We start from the raw sequence: 24,854 nt of genomic DNA, 5'->3' as shown, positions 1-24,854 counted from the left end.
ACGATTCAAGTAACGAGCGGGTCGGGGGGTCGGTAGGGCACCCGCAGGTTCTTGAGAGCCCGGTGAGAAGCTGATGAGACCGCACATTTCCGTTTGTATCCCGGTCTACCAGGGCGCACCAACCCTGGCGGCGACCCTGCGGTCGGTGCTGGCGAGCGAGAATGCTGACTTTGAGGTGGTGATCCGGGACAACGGCTCGACCGACGGCACCAGTGGCGTGGTCGCAGGGTTCGACGACCCGCGCATCCGATACATCCGCTCCGAAGGAACCCTTCCGCTGCCGGCCAACTGGCGCGCAACCGTCGGGCAGGCCCGTGGGGAGCTGATCAAGGTGGTGTGTGCCGACGATCTCATCAGCCCGGACTGTCTCGCTTCCCAGGCCGCGCTCCTGGAGGATCCGACGGTCGCCCTCGTCGCGTGCCGCCGCGACTTCATCGACGGTAATGGCGACGTTCTCAACCGCAACGCGGGCCTGCCGGGTTTGTTGGGCCGCCACGGTGTCTCCGAGGTCGCCAGGACGGCGGTTCGATTCGGGATCAACCCGGTCGGAGAACCTGCCTGCGTGATGTTCCGCCGCAGGGACTACGACGCCATCGGCGGGTTCGACGGCGCGATCGTGTTCGCCATGGACATCGACGCCTGGCTGCGGATCCTCACCCGCGGCGACATGATCGGCCAGCCCGAGGCGCACGCTTCATTCCGCATGTGGACGGAGTCGTTCTCCAACAGCCATAACCGGCAGCAACTCGGCGAACACATCCGGTTCTTCAAACAGGTCGCGAACAACCCCCGCTACGAGATCCCGACTGTCCTGCGTCACCTCAGCCCCGCGACGGCTCGCGTCTCCTGGCGTGCCTGGGCGGTGCGGCAGTGGTTGTGGGGCAGGAGGGGAGCTCGGGGTCAGGCCGTTTGGAGGCGTCGCAAACCTAGGAAGAACGGCACCAAACAGCAGCAAGAGAACGCGAACCGACCGATCCTCCAGACCGGCTCCTGCGGGGCCAGGATCGATGCGACACAGCCCACCACTGCGACGACGATCAGCGCCACCACCGGCCAGGCAACCCGGACCGGGGCGTGACGTCGCGTCACCGCGAACCGCAGCACCACCGCCTGTGAGAACAACGCCAGGAAAGTCGCGGCTGCCGTGCCATCGAGCCCGAACGGCACGATGAGCGCGAAGGTCGCAGCGATCTTGACCACCACGGCCACCACCGAGGCCCACGCCAAGGGCACCGACCAGCGGATCGTGATGAGCATCTGGCTGCTCGCCGCCGCCGCCGCGACCGGGAAAGCGGCCAACCCGATCAACGCGACCACCGAGACCAGGTCCTCCTGCGCGTAGGTGTCAGGAGCGAAGATCTGCAACAGCGTAGGGGCCGAGACGGTGACGCCGAGCACCGCCCACGCCACCAGCGAGAACACTCCGTCCCGGGAGGTTGCGATCACCCGCCACCGCTGGGCGTCGTCGACGACGTTCTTCAGGCGCGGCAACCAGGCGCGGTTGGTGAATGTCAGCATGAGCGTGACGACATTGCCGATGGTGAACGCCACCTGGTAGCGCGCCACCTGCACCTCGCCCAGCATGCGTTGGATGATGAACCGGTCCCCGGCGGTGAGCAGGAAAGTCGACAAACCGGCGAGGGCCAGCGGAATCCCAAGACGCAGTCCGCGACGCAACGTCTCCTTGTCGAACAGCCCCGCCAGCCGCGGCCTGGTCCACACCAGCCCCAGCGTGAGCGCGACTACCTGCCCGATGATCCCGCCCAGCGCGTACACTTCCGCGGTGCGCTCCCAGGTGAACAGCAGCACCAGACCGAGCAGCAGACCACCCACCGTCGAGATCAACGACACAGTGGCGAACCGTGCGAACCGGTCCTCGGCCTGCAGCAGCGACAACGACAGCATCACCCCCACGCCAGGGGCGGTCCAGCCCAGCGTGATGAGCACCAGCGTGTAGCTGGAGAACCCCAGCGCGGGCGCCCACAGCGGCGACAGTAACGCGATGCCTCCGACGATGAGCACGTCGATGGCCAACCCGGCGGCCAGTAGTCCTCGGGCGCGGGCTGGGTCGGCGTCCTCCACCCGCTGCATCTCCAACGCCTGGTCCAACCCGAGCACGGTGAGGACGATCAACAGCTGGTAGAGCGCGATGGCCGCCGACAACGACCCGAATGCCGCCACCGGCAGGACGTGGGTGAGCACGGGGGACACCACCGTCGCCACGACCATCTGCATGGACCAGATCACGACGTAGAGCATTCCCCGACCGAACAGGTCGGAGGTGCCTCCCCTGCCCGCGACCTTGGTCGTTTCCTCCGGGGGCTCCGGGGGCGTGGTCGTTCCTTCCGGGGTCATGGCAGCGGCCACAGGTCCTGCTCGATCCGGTCCAGCAGGGCGGTGGAGTCCTCACGGAATTTGCGGGCGAACAGGGCGGGTGCGACCTCCCGGGTGCGGGCAGCGCGCAACGCCGGAAGGTCGGTTTCGTCCAGCCACCGCGGGTTGGGGCTGGGACGTCTGCCCCAATCGATGTACCAGGCGTTCCCATCGTGATGGTAGGAATCCCTTTCGGCGCCGAACTCGGGAGAAGCCAACAGGGTGGGGATCATGGTTTCGTCGGGAACCCACACGGTCCTGAAATAGTCGACGATGTCCGGTCTGGAATCGATGATTCCCAGCAGTAGCTCAGCGTGGTGGCGGGCAAGCACCTTGAGCTGCGACCCACCTGCGGGACGGAGTCTCCGGGGCCAACGTCGCGGAAGCGGAGACCAGACCCGTCGTCGATTCTCGGGCCGATTGCGGAAAACGAAACGGTCGTAACCACGCATCACCCCCCAATCGGCGATCGGTAGCGGCTGCACATCGACCCATGACCGGTCCCGGAAGGAGCGGGACAAGCGTTTTGCGAGCGTTTGCGCGTCCACCAGCGGATAGTCCGCCCCCGTCATCAACACGACGTGCTGGATCTCCGGTTCACTGCATGCCGCCCGGTAACCGGTGAGCTCGGCCTCCACCAGTCCGAAACTGGCCCAGCCAGAGGAAACACGTGGCAGCAGACGCACCCGCTGGGGGAGTCCATCCGTCATCTCGTGGTGCATCTCGGGAGAGGTGCCGGCATCGACGTGGAGGAAGATGGGAAGCCCATCCAACGCTTTCACGAGCCGGTGAAGGTGTCCGGGTTTGTCATGGGCGAGGATGACGACTGCGACGCTCATGAGCCGTTGCCCTCCGGAAGTTCGTACACCGTGACCCCATCCCCCTGGTATGCGACGGTGACCCCCGGGGTTGCCTGGAGCGCCTGTTCGAGTCGGGTCTGGTCGGAGGCGAGTTGCTGGCCGTAGCGTTCGTCGAAGGCCTTCATTCGTTCGCTCGCCAGCACGTAGCGTACCTTTGCCCGCGCTTTCATCCAGTGCTGCATGAGCATCTCCAGGTCTGCCTGGGGGTCGTAATCGGCGCCGGTTTTCGCAGGATAGATTTCGGTGGTCTCGTCGCGCAGCAGCAATTCCCGGGAAATGTAGAACGTGTCCTTGCCCGAGATGAGCACCGGTTCGGCCAGTGTGGTGCCGAGAGCGAACACCTTGGTTTCGTCGGTGACGTGTTCCTCCACCCAGGCCACGGCCTTCACGTTTTCGGGGTTGATCACGCGTGTGTAGTCCATCCCGGTGGTTCCGATGACGAACACCGCTGTCAGGGCGACCACACCGGCGTTGCGGACCGGATGCCACGGAACCGTCCAGAACCGCCGGCCCGTTCGAGGCAGGTTGATTGACCCGATGATCGCGAGCCACGGAAGACAGAACAACGAAACCCTGAAGATGCCCTCCGAGCCGTAGGAGTTCGCGGCAAACAGAGCAACCGGACTCGCTGCGGCCAGCGCGAGCCCCAAGGTCATGCGGTTGTGGAAGCGGATGAGGGCGACGAGCGCGGCGATGCCGATGCACACGAGCGCGATGGACGGCACCCAGAACGTGATCCGGTTGACGAGGTCCGCGGTGAGGGCGCTGGAACTCGGCCTGGAGGGGGTTTTGAAGTTCGCGATGACGTTGAACATCTCGTCGAGGGACACGTACGACTTCAACACGCCGCGGTTGAGCAGCGCCCAGATCACGGCGGGGGCGACGAGCACTACCGGCGACCACCACAACTTCATCAACCGAACCACCACCAAGGCGATGCAGATCAGCGTCGCCAGGAAGGGACTGAGCTGATGGGTGGGGGCGACTGCGATCGAAAGCGCCAGGGCCGCCCAGACCCGCGGCCATTTCAGACCCGTGCTGTTGCGCAGCAACGCGGTGGTGGCGGTCGTGACGAGGGCCAGACCCGCGACCTGGGGGGCGTAGAAGCTGGTGGTCAGGCTGGAACCGAGCGCGAAGACCAGCCCCGCCCACCAGGCGCGTTCGTCGTCGACGAAGTAGCGCGCCAGCTGCGCGACCGCCAGGCAGTTCACGCCCGCGCCGACGGCCCCGAACACGGCGGCGTACATCATCAGGTCCGGCCAGCCCGCGGCCTGCTGCACCAGTGCGCTGGACGCGAACAGACCCGAGTAGGCCTGGTAGATCCCGGCTTCGCGGTCCAGACCCCCATGGGTGATGAGCAGGTTCACCAACCCGATGTGACGGGCCGCCACCTGCACCGTCGGGGTGCCGTACATCAGGGCCTGGCTCATGGGGACGACGGTGGCCAGCAGCACGATGCTCCAGCTGCGCCCACCGACGCTGGAGAAAGCCCAGCACACGGCGAACACGATGGCACCCAGTCCGAGGAACCACAGTGGGCCGGCGGCCAGCGCAGCACCGTAGAGGGCCGGCGGCTGGGGCTGTATGCCCGCGGCGAGCACGGCGACGAGGAAGCCTGCCGTGGCCAGACCGATCGGTCCGATCATCGCTCGGCCCGTCCGGTGCATCCACGTCGCCTCCAGGCTCGGGGGGCGTTTGCACGCCACCCACACGGCCACCGCCGTCGAGGCGAGCAGGATCAGCGTGGCCATCACACGCGGATGCCAGAAGCTGGTGAGCGCCATCGGCAACGAACACAGGATCAGTACCGCGAGGCTGCCGACGAACCACGACAGGATGAGATCGAGACCGTGCAGCCGGTACACCACCGCAATAGCCAGGCCGGGAACGGTGTGCAGCAGGATCGCCACCAGCAGACCTTGGAATCCGCCGTTGCCGCCAGTGATCGTCAACAACACACCCACCATTCCGAGGAAGGCCACGAGCAGGGCTACCCAGAACCGGTTCAGCTTCTCCTCGTCCTCCTTGGCGGCCGAGGTGATGGCGACGGGTTCCATCTCCGGGTCGGGAACGATGGAAATGCGCGCGGGGGTGGTGGCTTTTTCTTCACCCTTCAAGGAGTCGATACTCATCTAGGATTCCCCTCGTTGCCATGCGCGGTGTCGCGCTGTATGGGCGGTCGATAACGTCCGTCCTCAGGTAGGGTCATGTCATGCTGGAACGAACTATGCGCAGCAGCGACAACCCCGAGTGGGCCGGCGCGGTGTGGATCGGCGAACTTGATCTTAGCGACCTGGCATCGGCAACGAAGGATTCGTGGCTTGAGTTGGCCGGTGGATCGGATTATCACAGGGCCCGTTTCCTGGTGCGCGAGGGGCAGACGGTGCGTGGTTTTGTCACGGTCGACATCGCGGAGGGACAGGTTTGGGTCGACGAGCTTCGGCGTGCCGTCGAGGAACTCCCGGCTGCCGTCCCGGAACCGGAACCGTTCCGGCCACCGATCAGCGTAGTGATCTGCACCCGCGACCGGGGAGGGCTGCTTCGCGAGGCGGTCGGTTCCGTCCTGGCTAGCGACTACCCGGACTTCGAGGTCGTGGTGGTCGATAACGCCGGGTCCACGTCCGAGACCCGTGACGTGGCCCTGCGCCATCCCGATCCCCGGGTGCGCTACGTCCACGAGCCGCTTGCAGGGCTCTCCTATGGCCGCAATCGGGGGATGCAGGTGGCCGCCCACGAATACGTCGCTTTCATCGATGATGACGTGGTGGTGGACCGCCACTGGTTGACGGGAATCGCTCGCGGTTTCGGTCGCGATCCCCGTGTCGGGTTGGTGTGTGGGCTGGTGCCCAGCGGTGAGATCCGCACTCGCACTCAGGCGTGGTTTGACCAGCGTGTGACCTGGGCTGATGCGCGGAAACCCTGTGTGTACTCGCTGTCCTCGCCGCCTGCGGAGCTGCCGCTGTTCCCCTTCCAGGTGGGCGCCTACGGCACAGGGGCCAATACCGCGTTGACCAGGACGGCCTTCGAGCGCCTTGGTGGATTCGACGTCACCCTGGGGGTTGGCCAGCCCACCAAAGGTGGAGAGGACATCGACATGTACCTGCGCATGCTCGCAGCCGGGTACTTCATCAGCGTGGAACCCTCGGCCATCACGTGGCACCGTCATCGCTCCGACCTTCCCGCGCTCAAAGCCCAGGCCCGCGGATACGGCACCGGAATGGGGGCGTGGTTCACGAAGATCCTGTGCACGCCATCGCTGCTGCGACTGGCGGTGGGCAAGGTCCCGGGCGCGATCTCCAGGATGCGGACGATAGCGCGGGGCGGCTCGTCGAATCCGGAGGACACCGACGCAGAATTTGGACTTCCGCAGGGATACACCGCTGAGCTTGGGGCGTTGGAGATGCGCAGTGCTCTCACCGGTCCCTTCCGCTACGCCCAGGCGTGTCTGGGAAAGGTACGCAACCGCTGGCGTTCAGGGACGGGGATGTCCGGGGGACATCGACCCCCAGCATCGTGATCCGTCCCGTGAGCTGAGGGTGCGTGGCCAGCAGCTCGTCGTGGAGATCCGGCAGCAGGAGCAACACCTCTTCGGGGTTGGCGGCGATGAGTTCTGCCGGGCTGATCACGGGCACGCGACTTCCGGGCATGCACCGTCCCTGCTTGGCCGGTGACGCGTCGCCGACCGCGAGGATCGCGCCGGCAGCCTCGCCCACCATCGCCAGTTCCGCGACAGCCTTCGACGCGGCACCGTAGGCGAACAGACGCGTGCCCGCGGCGCGGTGGCCCTCCAGATAGGAGCGCAGCTGGTTCGTCGAGGCCGAGACCGCATCCGCCAGGCAGGCGAGCCCCTCCGGGGTTGCCAGCCCCCGCCTGGCCTCGTCGTCGTAGGCGGCCAACAGACCGGCGTCGGGTTCTCCGCCTCGGCTGGCGAGCACCACCGCGACCCCGCCGTAGAGGTCGTAGCGCAGCGCGCTGATGGGGGTGAGACCGACCGTGCCGAGCGCGGTTCTCAGCGACGTGAGGGTGAAATAGCCGTGATGGCCGTGACGCAGCGCGGTCCAGGTGCGCTGCGCGACGATGTCGCCGAGCGGCTGGATGAGGAAAACGGCCAGGCCGTCGCCGGCCAGCGCCTCGGCGTGGCGGGCGAGAACGGCGGGCAGGTCGCGTTCGTGCATCAACCCGAAGCTGTCGACCACAAGATCTGCGGGCCCGTCGGTTGGGGTCAGGTCGAGCAGCGGCAGCCAGCTGCCGCCGTGCGGGGAACCGAACTCAACGACCGTGGCCCGACCGGCGAGGTGACCGAGCCGTCCCAGGTCCGCGACCGCCTGGCGGGCCTGATCGACGACCGCCTGCGGTTCTGGCACCGGAACTTCCGGTTCGGTGGTGTCGTCGGCGTCGAGCTGTGCCAACCCGCAGCCGCGGCACAGCCGCATGGCCAACGCGTGGGTGGGGTCGGGGAGCGGGTCGGTGGGCAGCGGCCAGTGACGCGGCGACGGTTGGGCGCCGAGGTCGAGCACGATCACGCCGTCGCGGGAGCCGCACAGGATGCACTCAGCCATGTCGGATCTCCTTCTTCGGCATGATGGGGGCATGGAGGTACGCGAAACCGGTATCAGCGGGGTGGTGACGTTTACTCCCCGCCCGCATCGCGACGACCGGGGTGTGTTCACCAGGACCTTCGATGCGGCCATTGGTGCGCGTCACGGGGTGGTGTTCGGCGAGCACGCCCAGGACTCCCAGTCGCGGTCGGCCCTCGGTGTGCTGCGAGGCCTTCACGGTAGGCTGGGCGACGGCGAGTCCAAGCTCATGCGGGTCTCCGCCGGTGCGGTGTTCGGCGTCGTGGTGGATGCGCGCATCGGGTCTTCGACCTTCGGCTCCCACGTCTCGCTGATGCTCGACGACCACGACTTCGTCGTGTTGTGGGTCCCGACCGGGTGTCTCGTCGGCTTTCAGGTGCTGCGAGGCCCCGCGGATGTGCAGTACCGGATCGACCGTCCTCACGACCCTGCTGAGGACGTCGCGGTGCGGTACGACGATCCGGACCTGGGCATCGCGTGGCACCCCGGCGACCCGATCGTGAGCGACCGCGACCTCGCGGCGATTTCCTGGGCGGACCTGGTGGCCCGGCTCCGCAGCTGCTGAGCGTCGAGGCCTCATGTCGTGGCCCGGAGCCCGGCGTCGATCCGGGAGGATTCCTGCAGTTCACGGATCCGGGCGAGTCGCACGAACCGGTGGGTGAACAGGTCCTCGGTCATGCCGTGGTCGCGGTAGGCGGCGACCAGTTCCCGTGCCCCGTCGGCGATGCCGCGGCGCACGTTCGCGCCTGGCAGCAGACGACGCAGCCGGGAGAAGTCCACCCGGTAGGAACGCGGGTCGTTGCCGGCTTCGCCGGTGATCCGCACCGCCGCTCCGGTCTCGGCGGCGACCACGTCCGCGATCTCCGCGACGGTGACGTTGTTGGCCTCGGTGCCGACGTTGATCTTCTCACCCCGCACCGCATCGGCGGGGGCCACCAGAGCGGCTGCGAACACCTCGGCGATGTCGGCGGCGTGTACGAGCGGTCGCCACGGGGTGCCGTCGGAGAGCACCAGTACCTGGCCGGTCAGCAGGGCGTACCCGACGAGGTTGTTGAGCACGATGTCGGCGCGCAGTCGCGGGGAAAAACCGAAGGCGGTGGCGTTGCGCAACGAAACGGTGCAGAAGTCCGCGTCGGTGAGCTCGTCGAGGTCCTTCTCGACCCGCACCTTGCTGATTGCATACGGGGTGACCGGCGCCAGGTCGGCGTCCTCCGCGACGAGCCCGTCGCCTGCCGCGCCGTAGACGCTGCACGTCGAGGAGTACAGGAAACGCCCCACACCCGCCTGTTTCGCGAGTCGCGCGAGCCGCACCGAGGCCGCGTGGTTGATGTCGTAGGTGATCTCGGGGGCGAGATGTCCGAGGGGGTCGTTCGACAACGCCGCGAGGTGAATGACCGCGTCGAATCCCTCCAGGTCGGCGACGCCCACGTCCCGCAGGTCGAGGCGCAGGCCGGGCGGGTCGGCGGGGGCAGGGCCGAGCACGCAGTCGGCGAACCAGCCGACGTCGAGGCCGGTGACATCGTGGCCCGCTGCGCGTAGCACCGGGGCCATGACGGTGCCGAGGTAGCCCTGGTGGCCGGTGAGCAGGACCTTCATGTGGGAACTCCGATCTTCACGGTGGTGGTGGGCACGACGAAAGCCTCGGCGTACCGGTGGTTGCAGTGGATGCCGCGCAGCCTCATGAGCGCGGTGAACGCCTCCGCGTCGAACCAGGGATGTCCCTCGGCCTGGCTGGGGTAGTGGCGGGTGATGACGTCGGCTTTGAGGTGTGCCACCTCGTCGGGAACGGGCACGAATGTGGCCGGGGTGGGCAGGTCGGGTTCGTACTTTGCGATCTCGTATCCCCACACCGGTTGGCGGCGGAAAGCCTGGGCCAGCAGCTCGGCGACGAGCCGGTGGTCCTGGTGTGCGTCACCGTGCTGGGGACCGATCACCAGGTCCGGTTCTCCCGTTTCACGCAGCGCCACGACGGCCTGTTTCACCTCGCCCCAGTGGGCCGGGAGCCGGTTGTCGGGAAAATCGGCGACCCGCACGTCGAGGTCCGCCCCGGCGCACAGCTCCGCCAGGGCAGCTCGTTCCTCGTCCTCGCGGACGGTTCCCGCGCCGGTGAGGACCAGGGCCGTCACACGCATCCTGGGGGTGGCCTCGCACAGCATACGGACGGTGGCGCCTGCTCCGATCGCGATGTCGTCGCAGTGCGCCCCCGCCAGCATCAGGTGGTGTACCGGTTCGAGGATCATGGCACCGTCACCATGCCGCGACGACCCCACGGCACGTTTCCGGAATCGTACATCGCGTCCAAGAACGCGCGTTCCTTGAAGGTGTCGGCGGGCAGCCAGAACCCGTCGTGCCGGTAGGCGATCAGCCGCCGGGCGGGCAGGAGCTCCGCGAATGCGGCGTTCAGGTCGCGACCGCCGCCGAGGTGGTCGAAGAACGACTGGCGCATGATGAGGTAGCCGCCGTTTGCGCGAATCGGAAGCTCCTCCAGGAGGTGGAATCCGGAGACGGTGTCATCCTCACGGGTGTTGATCACGTGGAAAGTGGCGTGTGGGCGCACCGACAGCATCATCGCCACGGCGTCAGGGGTGGCCTTCATGCGCTCTACCATGTCGTCGAGGGAGACGTCGGTGAGCACGTCGGAGTAGTTCGCGAAGAACATCTCCTCGTCGGCGATGAAGGGTCGAGCCAGTCTCAGGCGGTCGCCGATCAGGGTGTCCGGGCCGGTGTCGAGGTAGTCGACGTGCCAATGCCGGGCCCGCGGATGGTTCGCGACCACGCTCGCCACCGCTTCCTGGATCTGGTCGGCGGCGTGACCGAGGCACAGCACGAAATCGGTGTGGCCGTAGGCGGCGTAGTGACTCATCACATGCACCACCAGGGGAAGATCGCCGACGAGCTGGAGCGGTTTGGGTAGCCCTTCGCCGCTCCATCCGAGCATGCGCATGCCGTGACCGCCACAGAAGAGTACGACTTTCATTGTTGTCCCAGGGTTTCGACTTCAAGTTCGGGCAGTGGCCACACGAGCCGGGTGCCGGGCCTCAGGGTGGCCGTCAGCTGGGCGGTGATCTCGTCGCGGAGGTTCCACGGCAGCACGAGCACGTCGTCGGGACAGTCCTCGATGAGGTGCTCCGGAGACACCACCGGAATGCGGGTACCGGGGGTGTATCGACCGTGTTTGAAGGTGTTGCGGTCCGCGGCGTAGGCCAGCAGATCGGGGAGGATGCCGCAGTAGTTGAGGAGGGTGTTGCCCTTCCCAGGTGCACCGTACGCGACCACCCGCCGACCTGCCCGCCGAGCCTCGATCAGGAACGAGACCAGGTCGTCGCGGATCCCGGCGACCCGCTCAGCGAGACCGAGGTAGCCGTCCGGGCTGTCGAGTCCGGCGGTTCTCTCCACCGCCTCGACCTCCGCCACCCGTGGATGTTCGGAGACATCCGCTTCCTTGGGCACCGCCCACAGCCGGATTGAACCGCCGTGCGTGGGCAACAGCTCCACGTCGACGAGCCTCAGTCCGCCTGCCGCGAGCCCATGTCGGGCGGCGAGTACCGTCCAGTACTGGAAGTGCTCATGATAGATGGTGTCGAACTGTGCGGCGGTGATCAGCGACAGCGCGTGGTGAACTTCGATGGACACCCGCCCGGTGTCGGCGACCAGTTCCCGCAGCCCTGCGGCGAAACCGGTGATGTCGGGGATGTGTGCGAAAACGTTGTTGGCGACGACGAGATCAGCCGGGCCGTGTTCGTCGCGCACCCTGGCCGCCAGCGCTTCGTCGAGGAAGGCCCTCAGCATGGGAATGCCCTTGGCGCGGGCCGCTTCGCTGCAGTTGACGCTCGGTTCGATGCCCAGGCAGCGGATGCCGCGGTTCACGACGTGCTGGAGCAGGTATCCGTCGTTGGCCGCCACTTCGACGACGAAACCGTCCGGGTCGAGGCCTAGGGCATCCACGGCCTGGTCGACGAACCTTCGGGCGTGCTCGACCCACGAAGTGGAGTAGGAGGAGTGGTAGGCGTAGTCGCCGCCGAAGGTGTCCTCCGGTGTGATGAGGGCCGGAATCTGCAGCAGCAGGCAGTCGGGGCACAGCCGGAGGTGAAGCGGGTAGGTCGCCTCGGGAAGGTCGAGCTGTTCCTCGGACAGGAAAGATTCGCATGGCGGGCTGGCACCGAGGTCGAGCACGGAGATGAGTTTGCTGTTGCCGCACAGGCGGCAGGTGATACTCACCGAGGGTTTCCTTCCTGCTTGCGTCGACGCCGTCGAATGGCGAAGTGCCCGACGACGTAGCCGATACCGGTCATCACGAACGCGGATGCGATCGCGAATGCTCCCCCCAGACCGCGCCCGCGTGTGCGGGGGGCCGAGAACAGTTCCCGCAGGAAACCACGCGGCAGGACGCGCGTGGCGTAGGACATCTCCGTGGACAGCGACGCCTTGCGTGTGGTGCGTTCACTCACGGCGGCTTTCGAGATGCCTTCGGCGTAGGAGCGACGCCACAGGTAGCTCCACGTGAGGCGGTCGGAGCTGACGTGGTGCCGCACCCGGCTTTGTGGTTCAAAGAGGATCGTGGCGTTGGGATGGTGGCGGGTCGCGCGGATGCACAGCTCGGTCTCCTCGCAGCCGTACGGCACGCGACCCACGCGACCGAGGTCCTCGCCGAACAGCCCGGCGGTGTCGAACACGCTGGTCCGAAACGCCATGTTGCATCCCATGACGTTGCGCACCGGGGCGAGAGTGGTGGGTTGTCCCTCGTAGGTGCAACCGACCACCCAGTCCAATTCACCCCGGCCACTGCGGGCCTCGGGCAGCGAGACGGGCCGGGTGGCTCCGTCGGGCCAGCGGGGTGTGGCGGCGCCACCAGTGATAAGCACCTCCTGATCCGTGAAGGGGACCAGGAGGTGTTCGAGCCAACCGGATTCGGGGGTGGCATCGTCGTCGAGAAAAACGATCACATCTGTGTCGACGAGTCCGATTGCCGTGTTCCGGCCCCCGGACAGACCCCGTCTACGAGTGTTCGCCACGACATCCACCAAGGGACCCGAAAGCTCACCCGCCTTGGTGAGGAGGTCGTCGTTGTGGTCGACGACCACGAGCACGCGTCCGGTACGTCCGGAGGCTTCGAGTTGACGGGCGGCCTCCAGCACGCCGTCGCGGAGGTCCGTCCAACGGTCCAGTGTGTAGGCGCAGACGACAACGGTGACGCTTTCTAGGGCGTGACCGTTGTCGTCCGCAGAAGATCCGGAAGGGTCGTCAGACATGTACGTGTTCCCACTCACGTGAGCGCAGGCGGCAGGTGGGCAGGTGGTGGCGCGCCGGGGCGGCGACCAGTCGGGTGCGTTTGGCGCGACCGTTGCGGGCCGTCTCGGTGGTGATGGTGCGCAGCACCCGTTGTCCGTCGGCGAAGGTACGCAGGTTGCTCTCACCGTGGATGCGGCTCAGCTCAAAGCTGGGCACCTCGGTGACCGCCAGGCCCGCCTGTGCGGCGCGAACCGTGATGAGCGTCTCGATCTCGAAGCCGTCGCCCCAGATGCGGCTCCCGTCTGCGGGTTGGGGCAGATCCGGGTCGGGCAGGTTCAGGGCCGGGACGATGCTCTTCCAGAATGCGTTGTAGCCGTAGCACAGGTCGGTGAATTTTGTGCCCAGGCTGAGGTTGCTCAAGACGTTCAGGCCCCAGTTGCCGGCTGAACGTAGACGGGTCAGGTCCACGGAGCCCCCGCCCGGCATGTACCGCGATCCCTTCGCGAAATCCGCGCCATCGATGAGTGCGTCGACGAACGCGGGGATCTCGCACGGATCGGCTGAGCCGTCGGCGTCGAGGGTAACGAGAATGTCGCCGGTGGCGGCGTGCATGCCGCAGATCAGGGCATTGCCCTTGCCGGTGCGGGTCTGGTGGACGATCTGAAGATTGGACAAGTGATTGCGTGCGACGTCTATGGTGCCGTCCTGCGACCCCGCGTCCACGAGAACCACCTCGTAGACGTCGGGCATGTCGGGGAGCAGTACCTCCAAGTTCTTGGCCTCATCCTTGGTCGGGATGATGACAGACACGCGTGGGATGTGTGGCCGGGTGTGCATGTGATACCCCCTTGCGTCGAGATCAAGAAGTGCGCAGTTCTGTAGAGCGGATGACGAGTGTCTGCACGTCCGGGTGGTGGCAGTACAACACAGCGCCATGAGCAAGAACTGCGCATTACTGATGATCATATGATGATTTTTTGTGCCGGGGGCTGATTGGGGGAATTTTCGGTGTGTCTGAAGGTATCCGAACGATTGAAGCAGGTAATGCCGTCGATGACGTGGCCGTCGTTCCCAAGCGCGCCGGAAGTTGAACGGCAAATAACCTCAAGCTCATGGGCTCATCCCGAGTCGGGGTTGGCGTAATGTAATGACTGAAAGTCTGACAAGAAATCTATTTTTTCCGCAGTTTTTCGGAAAAGTGATTGAGTCGGCGCGGATATGACGAAGGAACGGCCCGAGTTGAAATCATTGTGGGATGGGTGCCCGAGGGTCGGGAGCCCGTCGCCTCAGTCGGTCGGTGGTTCGTAGGACAGGCCCGGCAGTTCGAGGCGCCTGCTCCCGCCCCCTGGTTCCGGGACGCGCAGCACTCGCCAGGCTTCTCCTTCCAGGACATCGAGGCCTGCGGGGGTCCAGCTGGCGTAGCTTTCCACTTCGGGGGTGCGGGGTCGCACGGAGATGAAGGCGCGTTCCAGGGTGCCGTCGAGGTGGGAGATTCGGATCAGTCCCGAGGCGTCGGTGGTGGCGATGAGGTCGTCGGTGGGGTGCCAGGCGATCGCGGTCACGGCGCGGGTGTGGTCGGTGAGGGTGGTGATCTTTTCGCCAGCGTGGGGGTTCCAGATGATGCAGGTGCGGTCGTTGCTGGCGGTGGCGAGGTGGGTGCCGTCGGGGCTCCAGGCGACCCCTGTGACGGCGGCGGTGTGGTCGGTGAGGGTGAGGATTCTCTCTCCGGTTTCGTGGTTCCAGATGATGCAGGTGCTGTCGGTGCTGGTGGTGGCGATCCGGGTGCCGTCGGGGTGCCAGGCGACCCCTGTGACGGCGGCGGTGTGGTCGGTGAGGGTCGTGAGTTTCTGGGCGGTGTTGGGGTTCCAGATGATGCAGGTGCCATCGTGGCTGGTAGTGGCGATGAGGTTCTTTGAAGGGCGCCAAGTGACTCCGGTTGCCCGGCTGGTGTGGCTGGTGAGGGTGGTGGTTTTCTCGCCGGTGTGGAGGTTCCAGATGATGCAGGTGCCATCGTGGCTGGTAGTGGCGATGAGGTCTTCGGTGGGGTGCCAAGCGGCCCTGGTTACTGCGCCAGTGTGGTCGGTGAGGGTGGTGGTTTTCTCCCCTGTGTGGGGGTTCCAGATGATGCAGGTGTGGTCGTAGCTGGTGGTGGCGATACGGGTGCCATCTGGGTGCCAGGCGACTCCGGTTACCCAGTCGGTGTGGTCGGTGAGGGTGGTGAGTTTCTTTCCGGTGTGGGGGTTCCAGATGATGCAAGTGTGGTCGTAGCTGGTGGTGGCTATGAGGTTATCGGTGGGGTGCCAGGCGACTCCGGTCACCAGGCTGGTGTGGCCGGTGAGGGTGGTGAGTTTCTCCCCTGTGTGGGGGTTCCAGATGATGCAGGTGTGGTCGTAGCTGGTGGTGCCGACGAGACTGCCGTCGGGGTTCCAGGCGACTTCGGTCACCCGGCTGGTGTGGTCGGTGAGGGTGGTGAGTTTCTCCCCTGTGTGGGGGTTCCAGATGATGCAGGTGTGGTCGTAGCTGGTGGTGGCGAGGTGGGTGCCGTCGGGGCTCCAGGCGACCCTAGTTACCCAGTCGGTGTGGTCGGTGAGGGTGGTGAGTTTCTCCCCTGTGTGGGGGTTCCAGATGATGCAGGTGTGGTCGTAGCTGGTGGTGCCGACGAGACTGCCGTCGGGGTTCCAGGCGACTCCGGTCACCCGGCTGGTGTGGTCGGTGAGGGTGGTGAGTTTCTCCCCTGTGTGGGGGTTCCAGATGATGCAGGTGTGGTCGTAGCTGGTGGTGGCGAGGTGGGTGCCGTCGGGGCTCCAGGCGACCCTAGTTACCCAGTCGGTGTGGTCGGTGAGGGTGGTGGTTTTCTCCCCTGTGTGGGGGTTCCAGATGATGCAGGTGTGGTCGTAGCTGGTGGTGGCGATACGGGTGCCGTCCGGGTGCCAGGCGACTCCGGTTACCCAGTCGGTGTGGTCGGTGAGGGTGGTGAGTTTCTTTCCGGTGTGGGGGTTCCAGATGATGCAGGTGTGGTCGTAGCTGGTGGTGGCTATGAGGTCGCCGTTGGGGTGCCAGGCGACCCCGGTCACCCGGCTAGTGTGGCCGGGATAGAGACCCGTTTCTATCCCGGTGGGAATGCCCTGAATAGGGGTGTGCCACGCCGCTCCCGGATGGAGGGCGTCGTGCCAGTCGGTGTGTCGGGTTGTGCAGTTGCGGAAGGTGCTCTGATTGAGGACGGCATTGGTGAAGTGGGCGCCTGTCAGATTGGCGTGGGAGAAGGCGGTTCTGCGCAGCGAGGTGTTGGTGAAATTTGCCTCGGCCAGGTTGAGGGGATTATCGGGGGTGCCGAGGAAATCCCAATCGTCCAGGTGAGCGCCCGACAGGTCGATTCGTGCCAGATTCGGGGCGGGGTAATCCCGTTTTCTCGCGGTGAAGGTGTAGCGCAGCAGGAGCTCGCTCGCCTGCTCCAGGTAGGGGGTTTTCCAGGAGACCAGGGTGTCCATCAATTCTGGGTCCTGGGCCCCGGCCAGCAGCTGGCCCAGAAAGTCGAGGGTCTCTGCGCTCGGGACGCGCATGGCCCAGCGGGAGCGGTCGTCGCGCTGTATGGCGTCCAAGAGGTAGCAGGCCAGGAAGTATTCCTGCAGTGAGGTGTGGGCGAAACGGAAAGTGCTGCCGCGTTCGTCGTCCTGTCGGGTAAGGAAGGTGGCGGTGCGCAGGTCCTCGTACAGTTTGTCCTTGTCCGATTTCGTCAGTGCTGAGGGGTTGATGTCGCTCAGGTCTTCGTCGCCGCGGACCCAGCGCCGGAAAATGGTCTCCACATCCTCGGCGGGCGCAGTGGTTTTCTTTTCTCGCCACAGCCAGGCGGCCAGCTCTGCCATGAATGCGTTCTTGCGCTCCGGGTCGATGAAGTGTTTTCCCTTGTCGCGTGCCAGCCAGCTCTTCACCATCGCTTTGTAGAGCGTCACTCCGAACACCGGCTTGCCGTTGGCGCGGTCGCGTTCGATCTCCGGAATGTGCTCGGCAACGAGCTGGAGGGTGTAGGGCCGGGCGACCAGTTCGGGCAGATTGTGGACGCTGGCCACCAGGTCCATGATGTGCGCGATATCGCTGCCGGGAAGCGCGATTTCCAGGTAGCGGCGGATCTGGTCATCGCCCAAGGGCAGCAGGATCATGGTCCGATAGGAATCAGCATTCAGGTTTTCCCTGTCCCTGCCCGGGAAGACGGATCGCTGATCATCCAAAGTTTTGAAGTATTGGGTGCGGCAGGACAGCACCAGCCTGATTTGCCGGTTCGCATCCTCATCGTCGAGCAGCTGCAGCACGTTCAGCAGCCGGCTGAGGAACGACAGTCCTTGGGTGTTGTCGAGTTTCACCAGCATCTCGTCCAGGCCGTCGAAGATCACGACGCAGGGCCCCGCGGCGAGCCAGGACGTGAAGGCCTGCCACGTGTGGTGCGGGGAGTACTTGGGCAGCCATTCCTCGCGCATGCAGGTGACCACCAGATCCTCCAGCCTGTCGGCCAGGCGCGCGTCGGCCACGTTTTTCAGGTTGAAGTAGAGGGGCATGGGCAGGGTGGGGCTTGCCTTCCGGCGCTCCGTGAGTTCTCGAATGAAGTGCTGGCAGCTCACGGTCTTGCCCATGCCATACTCGCCAAGCAGCGCGAATAATCGGGGTTCGGTGGGGTTTGCTGCCCAATCCAGCATGGCATCCACCACCGGTGTGCCCTGGGCGGGTATGCCCGGAGCCGCCTTGGGGTCCAGGTCCACAGCGGAGGCGCGGGAATCCCGGATGAGGCGTTCCTCCTCAAGCACTTTGTCGTGTTCGCCCATTTTCAGGACGTCCGGGCAGCGCGGTGTAGTACTCGTTGGGTTTTCCAGTTCGCGCAGTCTTCTTCTTTGCTTGGCGGTTTCGTTCTGAAGATGTCCCCGCTCCAGGATGGCGCGCGCGACGATGGCCGCGTTCTTCGATGCCTTTTTCTGGTCGTCTTCTTTTGAGGGGTTGTTCTTGTGGGCCGCCCAGTCGCAGATGGCCTTAATGACGATCACATCCACCTTTTTTTCTTTGCAGGCCGTCAGAATGCCTGACCCCTCCATTTCCCCGCCGATGACCGTGCTGTGCAAGGAAGCGAGATTGTCCCGGTATTCCTTGTTGTCCACCAGCTTTGCCCCGCTGACAATGGTGCCCATGTGGATGGTAGGCAAGTCGCGCACTTCCGCGCGCCGGAGGTTAAGATCCTCCACGCGGTCGGCCAGCTCCTGAGAGGTTGGGAGGGTTTCGCCCCGAGGGGTGAAGGTGCCGTCGGGTTCCACTCGAGCCGACTCGTAATCGAGTACTCCTGTCGAGACCAAGACATCACCAATGTGATGTTTCTCTTCCTTCACCCCGAAGGCGATGCCGACAGCGATCAGCGCTTCTGGTCTCCAGTGCTCGATGGCTTTCGCGGCGCTGAGTTGTGCCCCCAGGGGCCCTTGGTGTCTGCTGTGCCCGTGGATTACCCGGAAACCTCCCACCTCGTCGAGCTCGTAATATGTCACGCCTTCCTTGGGTAGTTCGCGGCGGGAGTGGCCAAATGTGTCCCACACCTTGTGAGCTTCATGCTCATTGAAGGTGAGCAGCACGGCAACAGGTCGTGCGTCTGAATCGATGTCGGAAACGATGTTTTCCGTGAGTGGAGTAGCCTCCGGGTGTGGCGCACGGACCGCGGGGAGATAGTCGTCTAGTCCCTCGAAACAAAGGAATTGGGCTTCGAGGTTGATGTCCCAGGAATCGGGTAATTTCAAACTGAACTGGAGGTGCTTCTCCTCGGAAAGCCTCTCGATCTGTGTGCGGAGTTCCTGAAGCTTTCTTATCCTCCAAGCGGCGTCGTCGTATCGAAGCATCTTCGCGACTCGCAGCATGGAGACCCGACCTTCGCTGTCGAGAAGACTGGCGGTATCTTCCGCAAGATTCTTCAGATGTTCAGGCAAGGGTAATTTTTTGAGACATCTGCGGACGTCAAAGTCCTGCAAAACAGGCATGATCACCTTCTTGGGGAGCAACGATGCCCTCAACCTAGCAGGTTGCTCTGCGAGGAAGACGTGAAGTTAATTATTGAATCAGTATGGGTTGTGCGACCGATAAGACCGCTTGGGACTCTCGCCGAGCGAACCGTGGTGAAGTCGGAGAGCGGAGGGTCTGGGGCGTGCTGCTGGGGTTGCGTCTCAGCTGCGACCGTCGGGGGTGATCGTCGCTCCCCTCGGAGCGGGGTCGCACCTGCCTACGCGTCGTATGCCTGCGCTGCGATCTCGTGGACGAGGTACTGGTGCCTGGGCAAAAGACGTCCTGGGAATCGCTGCTCGAGAAGGTCCAGTGCCTGCTCGGGTGAGGTGTATCCGGCTGTCCGATAGAGAATTGCTGCGTCGTCGATATCGCGTCCCGGTCTGGCGGAATGGAGTTTCATGGCAAGGAGGTACTCGGGTGAAGCGACCTGTACAAGGAGATGATCGGATTCATAAACCGTTCGTGGGTCGGGGTCCGGGCCAGGCATGAAACCTTTTGCGGCGTCATTGAGCCAGTCGGGATCGAGGCCATGACGGGCTGCCACATCTGCTACGGCGGAATAGACGCACGGCTTCGGTTCAAAGAGGGCATCGACGTCGCGTGTGGTTCTGGTCTGGTCGTAGCCCAGCGACATGGCAGCACCACCGACGACGAACATGCGGGCCCGCTCATCGGAGCGAGCCAGTGTGTGCGACAGATCCTCAAGGAGCTCCAAGAGTTCGTCGCGACTGAGCGGAGCGGCGCTGGTCATGCCCGGTCCAGGTCGTTGGCGGCGATGAAGACGCCGTGCTCGCGGAAGATGGGTGGGGTCTCGGCGCGGATCATGGCTTCGATGGCCGGACGTGCGGCGACATACCAGCCCGAACTCACCCTTTCGGGACGCATGGTCCACGCGGGTTGGGGCCAACCATCGCGATCTGCCAAGTGGCGGGCGAGGGCCGCGAAGGCTGCGTCGACGTGTACGGAACCGGTTGGCGGGGGCTCCTCGGCGAAGACCTGGGCCGCGAGCTCGGTGCCTCCGCGTCGGCGTGCGGAGTCGTAGGTGTCGACGGTGTGAAGGATGCCGAATCGCCACGCCTCGATGAGGGGTTCGCCGACGGCGATGAGATCGGCTGCTGCGCGGGCGCCATCGACAGCCGTACCGGTCAGACCTATGTGACCGTGGAGCTGCCGCCAATCGGTATCGGGCCGGGTCATGGCGGTGGTGAAGAAATCCTCGAAACTGCCCCAGTCGTGGGTGTGCGTCATATCTCCTCCCTGCCTTCTTGTGCCGCTGCATCTCAGGGTAGTCCGGCTTATCGCGTCGGCTTCGCCAATCGCGGGTCTGCCTGCCTATGCGTCGTGTGCTCGCGCTGTAGCGCTGGCGGACGGGTGGTGGAGGAAGACAGGCGGATCGTCATGGAAACTCTTCTCCGCAGTGCGAGTTCCGTGCTTCCCCGACGTTACGGATCCGTTGTTCCAGGGAGCGTACGCTGGGCGGGGCGCTGGTGTAGGTCATGACTTCAGTTCCTTTCTCACCAGCCGGAGTTCCCGCGTGGTCAGCAGTCCTTCCTCGTGGGCCTCCCGGGCGGCGTTCAGCAGGCGGGGTGTTTCGATGGATCCGCGGCAGGTGAGGATCGCGTCTGCCACCGGCTGTGAATCCAGGCCTTGATAGCGGGTCGTGTGGGCGTCGCCCCTGACCAGAGTCAGCTCCATGAAAGCGGGCAGCCTGGGGCGGGTACGTCTGCGGACCGCCACCGTGATCCGGCGGGGGTTCACGTCGGCGAGGCCAAGCAGCGCAAGCACCGATTCCCCGTACAGATAGGCACCCTCACCCGCGCGCAGGAGGGCTTCGGCGAACTGGTCGATCTCGCTGCGCGGCACTGCCGAGACGCGGTACAACCCGTAGGCGACGTTCTCCATCCCACCGCGTGCCGCGAGTTTCGGAAGCTCGACCGCGGGCACTCCTGCTTCGACTGCCGCCTGGGTGGTGACGTAGCCGTGGTTGTCCAAGGCGATCTCGTGCACGAGATCTCGATACTTCACCATCGCTGTCATGTCACAAGTCTACCGTTTTCGGTAGTGTTGTGACATATCAAAGAAGGTCTTCGGGGTGTGTGGGAGGGATCCCCGGGTGCGGTGGTAATGCCAGCGGATATTGGGGGTGGCGAACTGGGATGGGGGTTGTGGAGGGGGGCGAGATGCGGGAACGGTAGCGTAAGAAGTGTGTGAATCCTAGTGTAGAAAGTGCGTGAATGGTAGCGTAGGCAGCATGGACTATCTGCCCAGGACGGTGGATCTGGAGTTGGATGAGCTGTTGCCGCTCGCTCCCGCCATTGCGATCGACGGCCCTAAGGGGGTGGGGAAGACGGACACTGCCCGGCGGCGCGCCACCACCACGTGGCTGCTGGATGACGAGGATCAGCGGCGGATTGCTGCAGCGGATTTTGGACTGACGGCGGTGCCGGCGGGAACGCTGCTCCTCGACGAGTGGCAGAAACTGCCCCAGGTGTGGGATTCGGTGCGACGATGTGTCGACTCCGGCGCCCCGCCTGGAAGCTACCTCCTCACCGGATCCGCCACACCGACGGATGCCGCCGGGACCCACAGCGGGGCGGGGCGGATCCTGTCGCTGCGGATGCGTCCTATGGCGTTGCCGGAACGCGGACGTGCCACACCGACGGTGTCGCTGGCGCGGCTCCTCGAGGGCGGTCGCGATCCGGTGGGCGGGGACAGCGGATACGGGCTCACCGATTACGCCGACGCGATCGTCGCCAGTGGATTCCCCGGGATCATGAACGCGCCGCCGCGCCTGCGCCGGGGACTGCTGGACGCCTACCTGCAACGCATCATCGACCGCGACCTGCCCGACCACGGCTTCGCGGTGCGACGTCCGGAGACGCTGCGTCGCTGGCTCGGGGCCTACGCTGCGGCGTCCTCGACCACCACCTCCTACTCGCGGATGCTGGATGCCACCACCGGCGGCGACGGGGCGCAGCCGGCTCACACCACGACCATTGTGTACAGGGACCTCCTCACCCGCCTGTGGATACTGGATCCGGTGCCCGGCTGGCTTCCCGCGAATAACCCGATCCGGCGTTTCCAGCAGGCCCCCAAGCACCAACTCGCCGACCCCGCCTTGGCGGCCCGGCTGCTGGGGTTGTCGTCGTCCTCCCTGCTCAGCGCGTCGGGGGCACACATGATGGGGCCGCTGTTCGAGTCGCTCGCGACGCTGACGGTGCGGGTCGCGGCGCAGGCCGCTGAGGCGCGGGTGTACCACATGCGCACCCAGGGCGGACGACACGAGGTGGACCTCGTCGTCGAAGGAGTGGACGGGCAGATCGTGGGCATTGAGGTGAAACTCGCGGCTGCGGTGGGCGACTCGGACGTGAAGCATCTCCTCTGGCTGCGCGACCAGATCCCCGACCGGGTGGCCGATCTGGTGGTCGTCACGACGGGCAAGGCCGCCTACCGGCGTCCCGACGGGGTGGCGGTGGTGCCGCTGGCCCTCCTCGGTCCGTAGGGCGGCTAGCTTCCGTCGTCTGGGTTCGGGAGGCGCAGCACCCGCCAGGCTTCTCCTTCCAGGACATCGAGGCCTTGAGGGGCCCAGCTGGCGTAGCTCTCCGCCCCGGGAACGCGGGGTCGCACGGAGATGAAGGCGCGTTCCAGGGTGCCGTCGAGGTGGGAGATTCGGATCAGTCCCGAGGCGTCGGCGGTGGCGATGAGGTCGCCGGTGGGGTGCCATGCGACCCCGGTCACGGCGCGAGTGTGGCCGGTGAGGGTGGTGATCTTTTCGCCGGTGTCGGGGTTCCAGATGATGCAGGTGCGGTCGTCGCTGGCGGTGGCGATGAGGTCGCCGGTGGGGTGCCATGCGACCCCGGTGACGGCGGCGGTGTGGCCGGTGAGGGTGAGGATTCTTTCCCCGGTGTCGGGGTTCCAGATGATGCAGGTGCGGTCGTCGCTGGCGGTGGCGATGCGGGTGCCGTCGGGGCTCCAGGCAACCCCGGTGACGGCGGCGGTGTGGCCGGTGAGGGTGAGGATTCTTTCCCCGGTGGCGGGCTGCCAGATGATGCAGGTGCCGTCGCCATTGGTGGTGGCGAGGAGGTCGCCTGAGGGGTGCCAGGCGACAGCACTCCTGGTGTCGTCAAGCAAGCGTGTGGCGCCGGTATCGGTGAGAGTGACGACGTCCTGGCCTGTGTCGGGATTCCAGACGGTGCATCCCCCGCCATCGCTGGCGACAGCGATGAGGTCACCCACGGGATGCCAGGCAACCCCGCGTGGAAAACCGATGCTGCTCGTGAGGGTGATGAGCAACTGTCCGGTCATGGCATCCCGAATGGTGCAGGCCTTGTCGTTGTGGGTGGTGGCGATGCGGGTGCCGTCGGGGCTCCACGCTGGGCCGCCCACCAGGTTGGTGTGAGCGCTGTGGGTGGCCACGGGGCGACCCCTGACCGGGTCCCAGACGGTGCATGTCCTGGCCAAGCCTTCGATGGCGGCCAGACGGGTGCCGTCCGGGCTCCAGGCGATCCCGTCCACCCAATCGGTGCGGCTGGCGAGCGTGGTGACTGTTTCTCCGGTGTCGGGATCCCAGATGATGCAGGCCCCGTTGCTGTCAACGGTGGCGACGCGGGTGCCGTCAGGGCTCCAGGCCACCCCGTTCACGAATGTCGTCCTGGCCGCGGACCGGGGCACGAGGATGGCGATCGCTTCTGCTGTGTCTGGATTCCAGACCGGGCAGGTTCCTCTGTCGCTGGCAGTCGCGATCCGGGTGCCGTCGGGACTCCATGCCACCCCGAGCGCCCAGTCGGTGTGATCGACAAACGAGACGATGGGTTGGCCGGTTTCGGGGTCCCAGACGATGCAGGCGTCGTCCCAGCCGGCGGTGACCAGACGACTTCCGTCAGGACTCCACGCGACCCCGTACACCGCGTGCTCGACCCCGAAGCGGTCATGTCCGGTGAGGGTGAGGATCTTCTCTGCGGTGCTGGCGTCCCAGATGATGCAGGTCCCATCGCTGCTTGCGGTCGCGATGCGGGAGCCATCCGGATGCCAGGCGACCCCGTTCACGTGGTAAGTGTGGCCGGTGAGAGTCGTGACCGGACGGCCCGTCCTCGAATCCCAGACGATGCCGGTCCCGTCACAGCTGACGGTGACCAGACGGGTGCCGTCGGGGTGCCAGGCAACACCCATCACGACGTCGGTGTGGTCGGCGAGGGTGAGGAGTCTTTCTGCGCTGTGGGGGTTCCAGATGATGCAGGTTCCATCGTGGCTGACGGTCGCCACACGCCTGTCGTCCGGACTCCAGGCGACCCTGTTCACGGCGTCGGTGTGACCGATGAGCGTGGCGACGGGGTCGCCGGTGTGAGGATTCCAGACGACACATGTGTGGTCATCGCCGACGGTGGCCAGGAGACTGCCGTCAGAACTCCACGCCACTCCGTTCAGGGGGCCGGTGTGTCCGGTGTGCAGGTCTCCGAGTGCGACGTCACCCTTGTGGCCCGGGTCGGTGACGTACTCACCAGATTCACGGTCATTCGTGCGGCGTGGAACATTGTGTGTCTCGCGTGGGGGAGTGCCCATCGTCTCACCTCCTGCAGGCGATGATAGTTCTGAGGTTGCCTCCGTCTTGTCGTTGTGACGCCGCTTGTGTGGTGATTGATGCCGGCTGCGGGTGAATCGGGACTTCCTGGAACAGCTTTCACCCGGACGAGTCAGGAGGTGCTGGGACAATGCCCACCAAACAGGGAAACCCCAAGATTTGGTGGTCAGTGCGGTCATGGCGTGCTGTAGGTACTGCTGGGTTGTCTTTTCT

The 24,854-nt window shown here is 65.4% G+C and carries 18 protein-coding genes and 1 pseudogene; 4 read left to right on the top strand and 15 right to left on the bottom strand.

From position 1 onward, the window contains the following. Nucleotides 1-73: 73 nt before the first annotated feature. A pseudogene (locus V7R84_RS14395) lies at nucleotides 74-733 on the top strand (glycosyltransferase family 2 protein); the annotation flags it as partial. A gap of 167 nt (nucleotides 734-900) precedes the next feature. Here V7R84_RS14395 and V7R84_RS14390 read toward each other — a convergent pair. Genes V7R84_RS14390 through V7R84_RS14380 form a run of 3 tightly spaced genes read right to left on the bottom strand, consistent with a single transcriptional unit; the run spans nucleotide 901 to nucleotide 5,365 of the window. Next, nucleotides 901-2,367 carry a lipopolysaccharide biosynthesis protein gene (locus V7R84_RS14390; protein ID WP_338570258.1) on the bottom strand — a complete coding sequence of 489 codons (1,467 nt, stop codon included), beginning with the start codon at nucleotides 2,365-2,367 and terminating at the stop codon, nucleotides 901-903. Further along, a complete protein-coding gene (locus V7R84_RS14385) occupies nucleotides 2,352-3,212 on the bottom strand; it encodes a beta-1,6-N-acetylglucosaminyltransferase (RefSeq protein WP_338570257.1) in 861 nt (286 codons plus the stop codon). Before V7R84_RS14385 ends, V7R84_RS14390 begins: the two co-directional genes overlap by 16 nt. After that, nucleotides 3,209-5,365, bottom strand: coding sequence for a hypothetical protein (locus tag V7R84_RS14380; protein WP_338570254.1), 2,157 nt, complete (start codon nucleotides 5,363-5,365; stop codon nucleotides 3,209-3,211). Before V7R84_RS14380 ends, V7R84_RS14385 begins: the two co-directional genes overlap by 4 nt. Nucleotides 5,366-5,445: 80 nt before the next feature. Between V7R84_RS14380 and V7R84_RS14375 the strand changes: the two genes are divergently transcribed. After that, nucleotides 5,446-6,750, top strand: a complete 1,305-nt coding sequence (locus V7R84_RS14375) for a glycosyltransferase (RefSeq protein WP_338570251.1) — start codon at nucleotides 5,446-5,448, stop codon at nucleotides 6,748-6,750. Here the strand turns inward: V7R84_RS14375 and V7R84_RS14370 are convergent. After that, nucleotides 6,647-7,792 carry a transferase gene (locus V7R84_RS14370; RefSeq protein ID WP_338570249.1) on the bottom strand — a complete coding sequence of 382 codons (1,146 nt, stop codon included), beginning with the start codon at nucleotides 7,790-7,792 and terminating at the stop codon, nucleotides 6,647-6,649. The genes V7R84_RS14375 and V7R84_RS14370 overlap by 104 nt on opposite strands. Before the next feature lie 31 nt (nucleotides 7,793-7,823). On the opposite strand from V7R84_RS14370, the gene V7R84_RS14365 reads away from it, so the two are divergent. Next, nucleotides 7,824-8,375, top strand: coding sequence for a dTDP-4-dehydrorhamnose 3,5-epimerase family protein (locus tag V7R84_RS14365; RefSeq protein WP_338570247.1), 552 nt, complete (start codon nucleotides 7,824-7,826; stop codon nucleotides 8,373-8,375). 11 nt (nucleotides 8,376-8,386) lie between these two features. On the opposite strand, the gene V7R84_RS14360 is transcribed toward V7R84_RS14365, so the two are convergent. From V7R84_RS14360 to V7R84_RS14315, 10 genes are all read right to left on the bottom strand, one after another. After that, nucleotides 8,387-9,406, bottom strand: a complete 1,020-nt coding sequence (locus V7R84_RS14360) for an SDR family oxidoreductase (RefSeq protein ID WP_338570245.1) — start codon at nucleotides 9,404-9,406, stop codon at nucleotides 8,387-8,389. After that, nucleotides 9,403-10,050 (bottom strand): PIG-L deacetylase family protein, encoded by a 648-nt coding sequence (locus V7R84_RS14355; RefSeq protein ID WP_338570243.1) that lies wholly within the window; start codon nucleotides 10,048-10,050, stop codon nucleotides 9,403-9,405. The genes V7R84_RS14360 and V7R84_RS14355 overlap by 4 nt, the downstream gene beginning before the upstream one ends. Then, nucleotides 10,047-10,787 carry a glucose-1-phosphate cytidylyltransferase gene (locus tag V7R84_RS14350; protein WP_338570241.1) on the bottom strand — a complete coding sequence of 247 codons (741 nt, stop codon included), beginning with the start codon at nucleotides 10,785-10,787 and terminating at the stop codon, nucleotides 10,047-10,049. The genes V7R84_RS14355 and V7R84_RS14350 overlap by 4 nt, the downstream gene beginning before the upstream one ends. Continuing rightward, nucleotides 10,784-12,028, bottom strand: coding sequence for a class I SAM-dependent methyltransferase (locus tag V7R84_RS14345; RefSeq protein ID WP_338570240.1), 1,245 nt, complete (start codon nucleotides 12,026-12,028; stop codon nucleotides 10,784-10,786). Before V7R84_RS14345 ends, V7R84_RS14350 begins: the two co-directional genes overlap by 4 nt. Then, complete coding sequence (locus V7R84_RS14340) at nucleotides 12,025-13,059, bottom strand: glycosyltransferase family 2 protein (RefSeq protein ID WP_338570238.1); 1,035 nt, start codon at nucleotides 13,057-13,059, stop codon at nucleotides 12,025-12,027. The genes V7R84_RS14345 and V7R84_RS14340 overlap by 4 nt, the downstream gene beginning before the upstream one ends. After that, entirely contained in the window at nucleotides 13,052-13,849 is a 798-nt protein-coding gene (locus V7R84_RS14335) for a glycosyltransferase family 2 protein (protein WP_338570236.1), read from the bottom strand. Before V7R84_RS14335 ends, V7R84_RS14340 begins: the two co-directional genes overlap by 8 nt. Before the next feature lie 476 nt (nucleotides 13,850-14,325). Beyond that, nucleotides 14,326-18,990, bottom strand: a complete 4,665-nt coding sequence (locus tag V7R84_RS14330) for an NACHT domain-containing protein (protein ID WP_338570234.1) — start codon at nucleotides 18,988-18,990, stop codon at nucleotides 14,326-14,328. Between the two features lie 290 nt (nucleotides 18,991-19,280). Beyond that, nucleotides 19,281-19,814, bottom strand: a complete 534-nt coding sequence (locus tag V7R84_RS14325) for a DUF6036 family nucleotidyltransferase (protein ID WP_338570232.1) — start codon at nucleotides 19,812-19,814, stop codon at nucleotides 19,281-19,283. Then, a complete protein-coding gene (locus V7R84_RS14320; RefSeq protein WP_338570231.1) occupies nucleotides 19,811-20,311 on the bottom strand; it encodes a hypothetical protein in 501 nt (166 codons plus the stop codon). The genes V7R84_RS14325 and V7R84_RS14320 overlap by 4 nt, the downstream gene beginning before the upstream one ends. Before the next feature lie 246 nt (nucleotides 20,312-20,557). Continuing rightward, the gene (locus V7R84_RS14315; RefSeq protein ID WP_338570230.1) at nucleotides 20,558-21,100 is read right to left on the bottom strand and encodes a hypothetical protein; all 543 of its coding nucleotides are present in this window, start codon (nucleotides 21,098-21,100) and stop codon (nucleotides 20,558-20,560) included. A gap of 214 nt (nucleotides 21,101-21,314) precedes the next feature. Between V7R84_RS14315 and V7R84_RS14310 the strand changes: the two genes are divergently transcribed. Further along, nucleotides 21,315-22,565, top strand: coding sequence for an ATP-binding protein (locus V7R84_RS14310; protein ID WP_338570228.1), 1,251 nt, complete (start codon nucleotides 21,315-21,317; stop codon nucleotides 22,563-22,565). 5 nt (nucleotides 22,566-22,570) lie between these two features. Here the strand turns inward: V7R84_RS14310 and V7R84_RS14305 are convergent, their stop codons facing one another. Further along, nucleotides 22,571-24,622, bottom strand: coding sequence for a hypothetical protein (locus tag V7R84_RS14305; protein WP_338570225.1), 2,052 nt, complete (start codon nucleotides 24,620-24,622; stop codon nucleotides 22,571-22,573). Nucleotides 24,623-24,854: the final 232 nt, after the last annotated feature.

The sequence above is a fragment of the Arachnia propionica genome, from assembly GCF_037055325.1.
GTDB lineage: Bacteria > Actinomycetota > Actinomycetes > Propionibacteriales > Propionibacteriaceae > Arachnia.
Note: the sequence above shows the minus strand (reverse complement) of the source record. Positions and strands in the feature narration are given on the sequence as shown.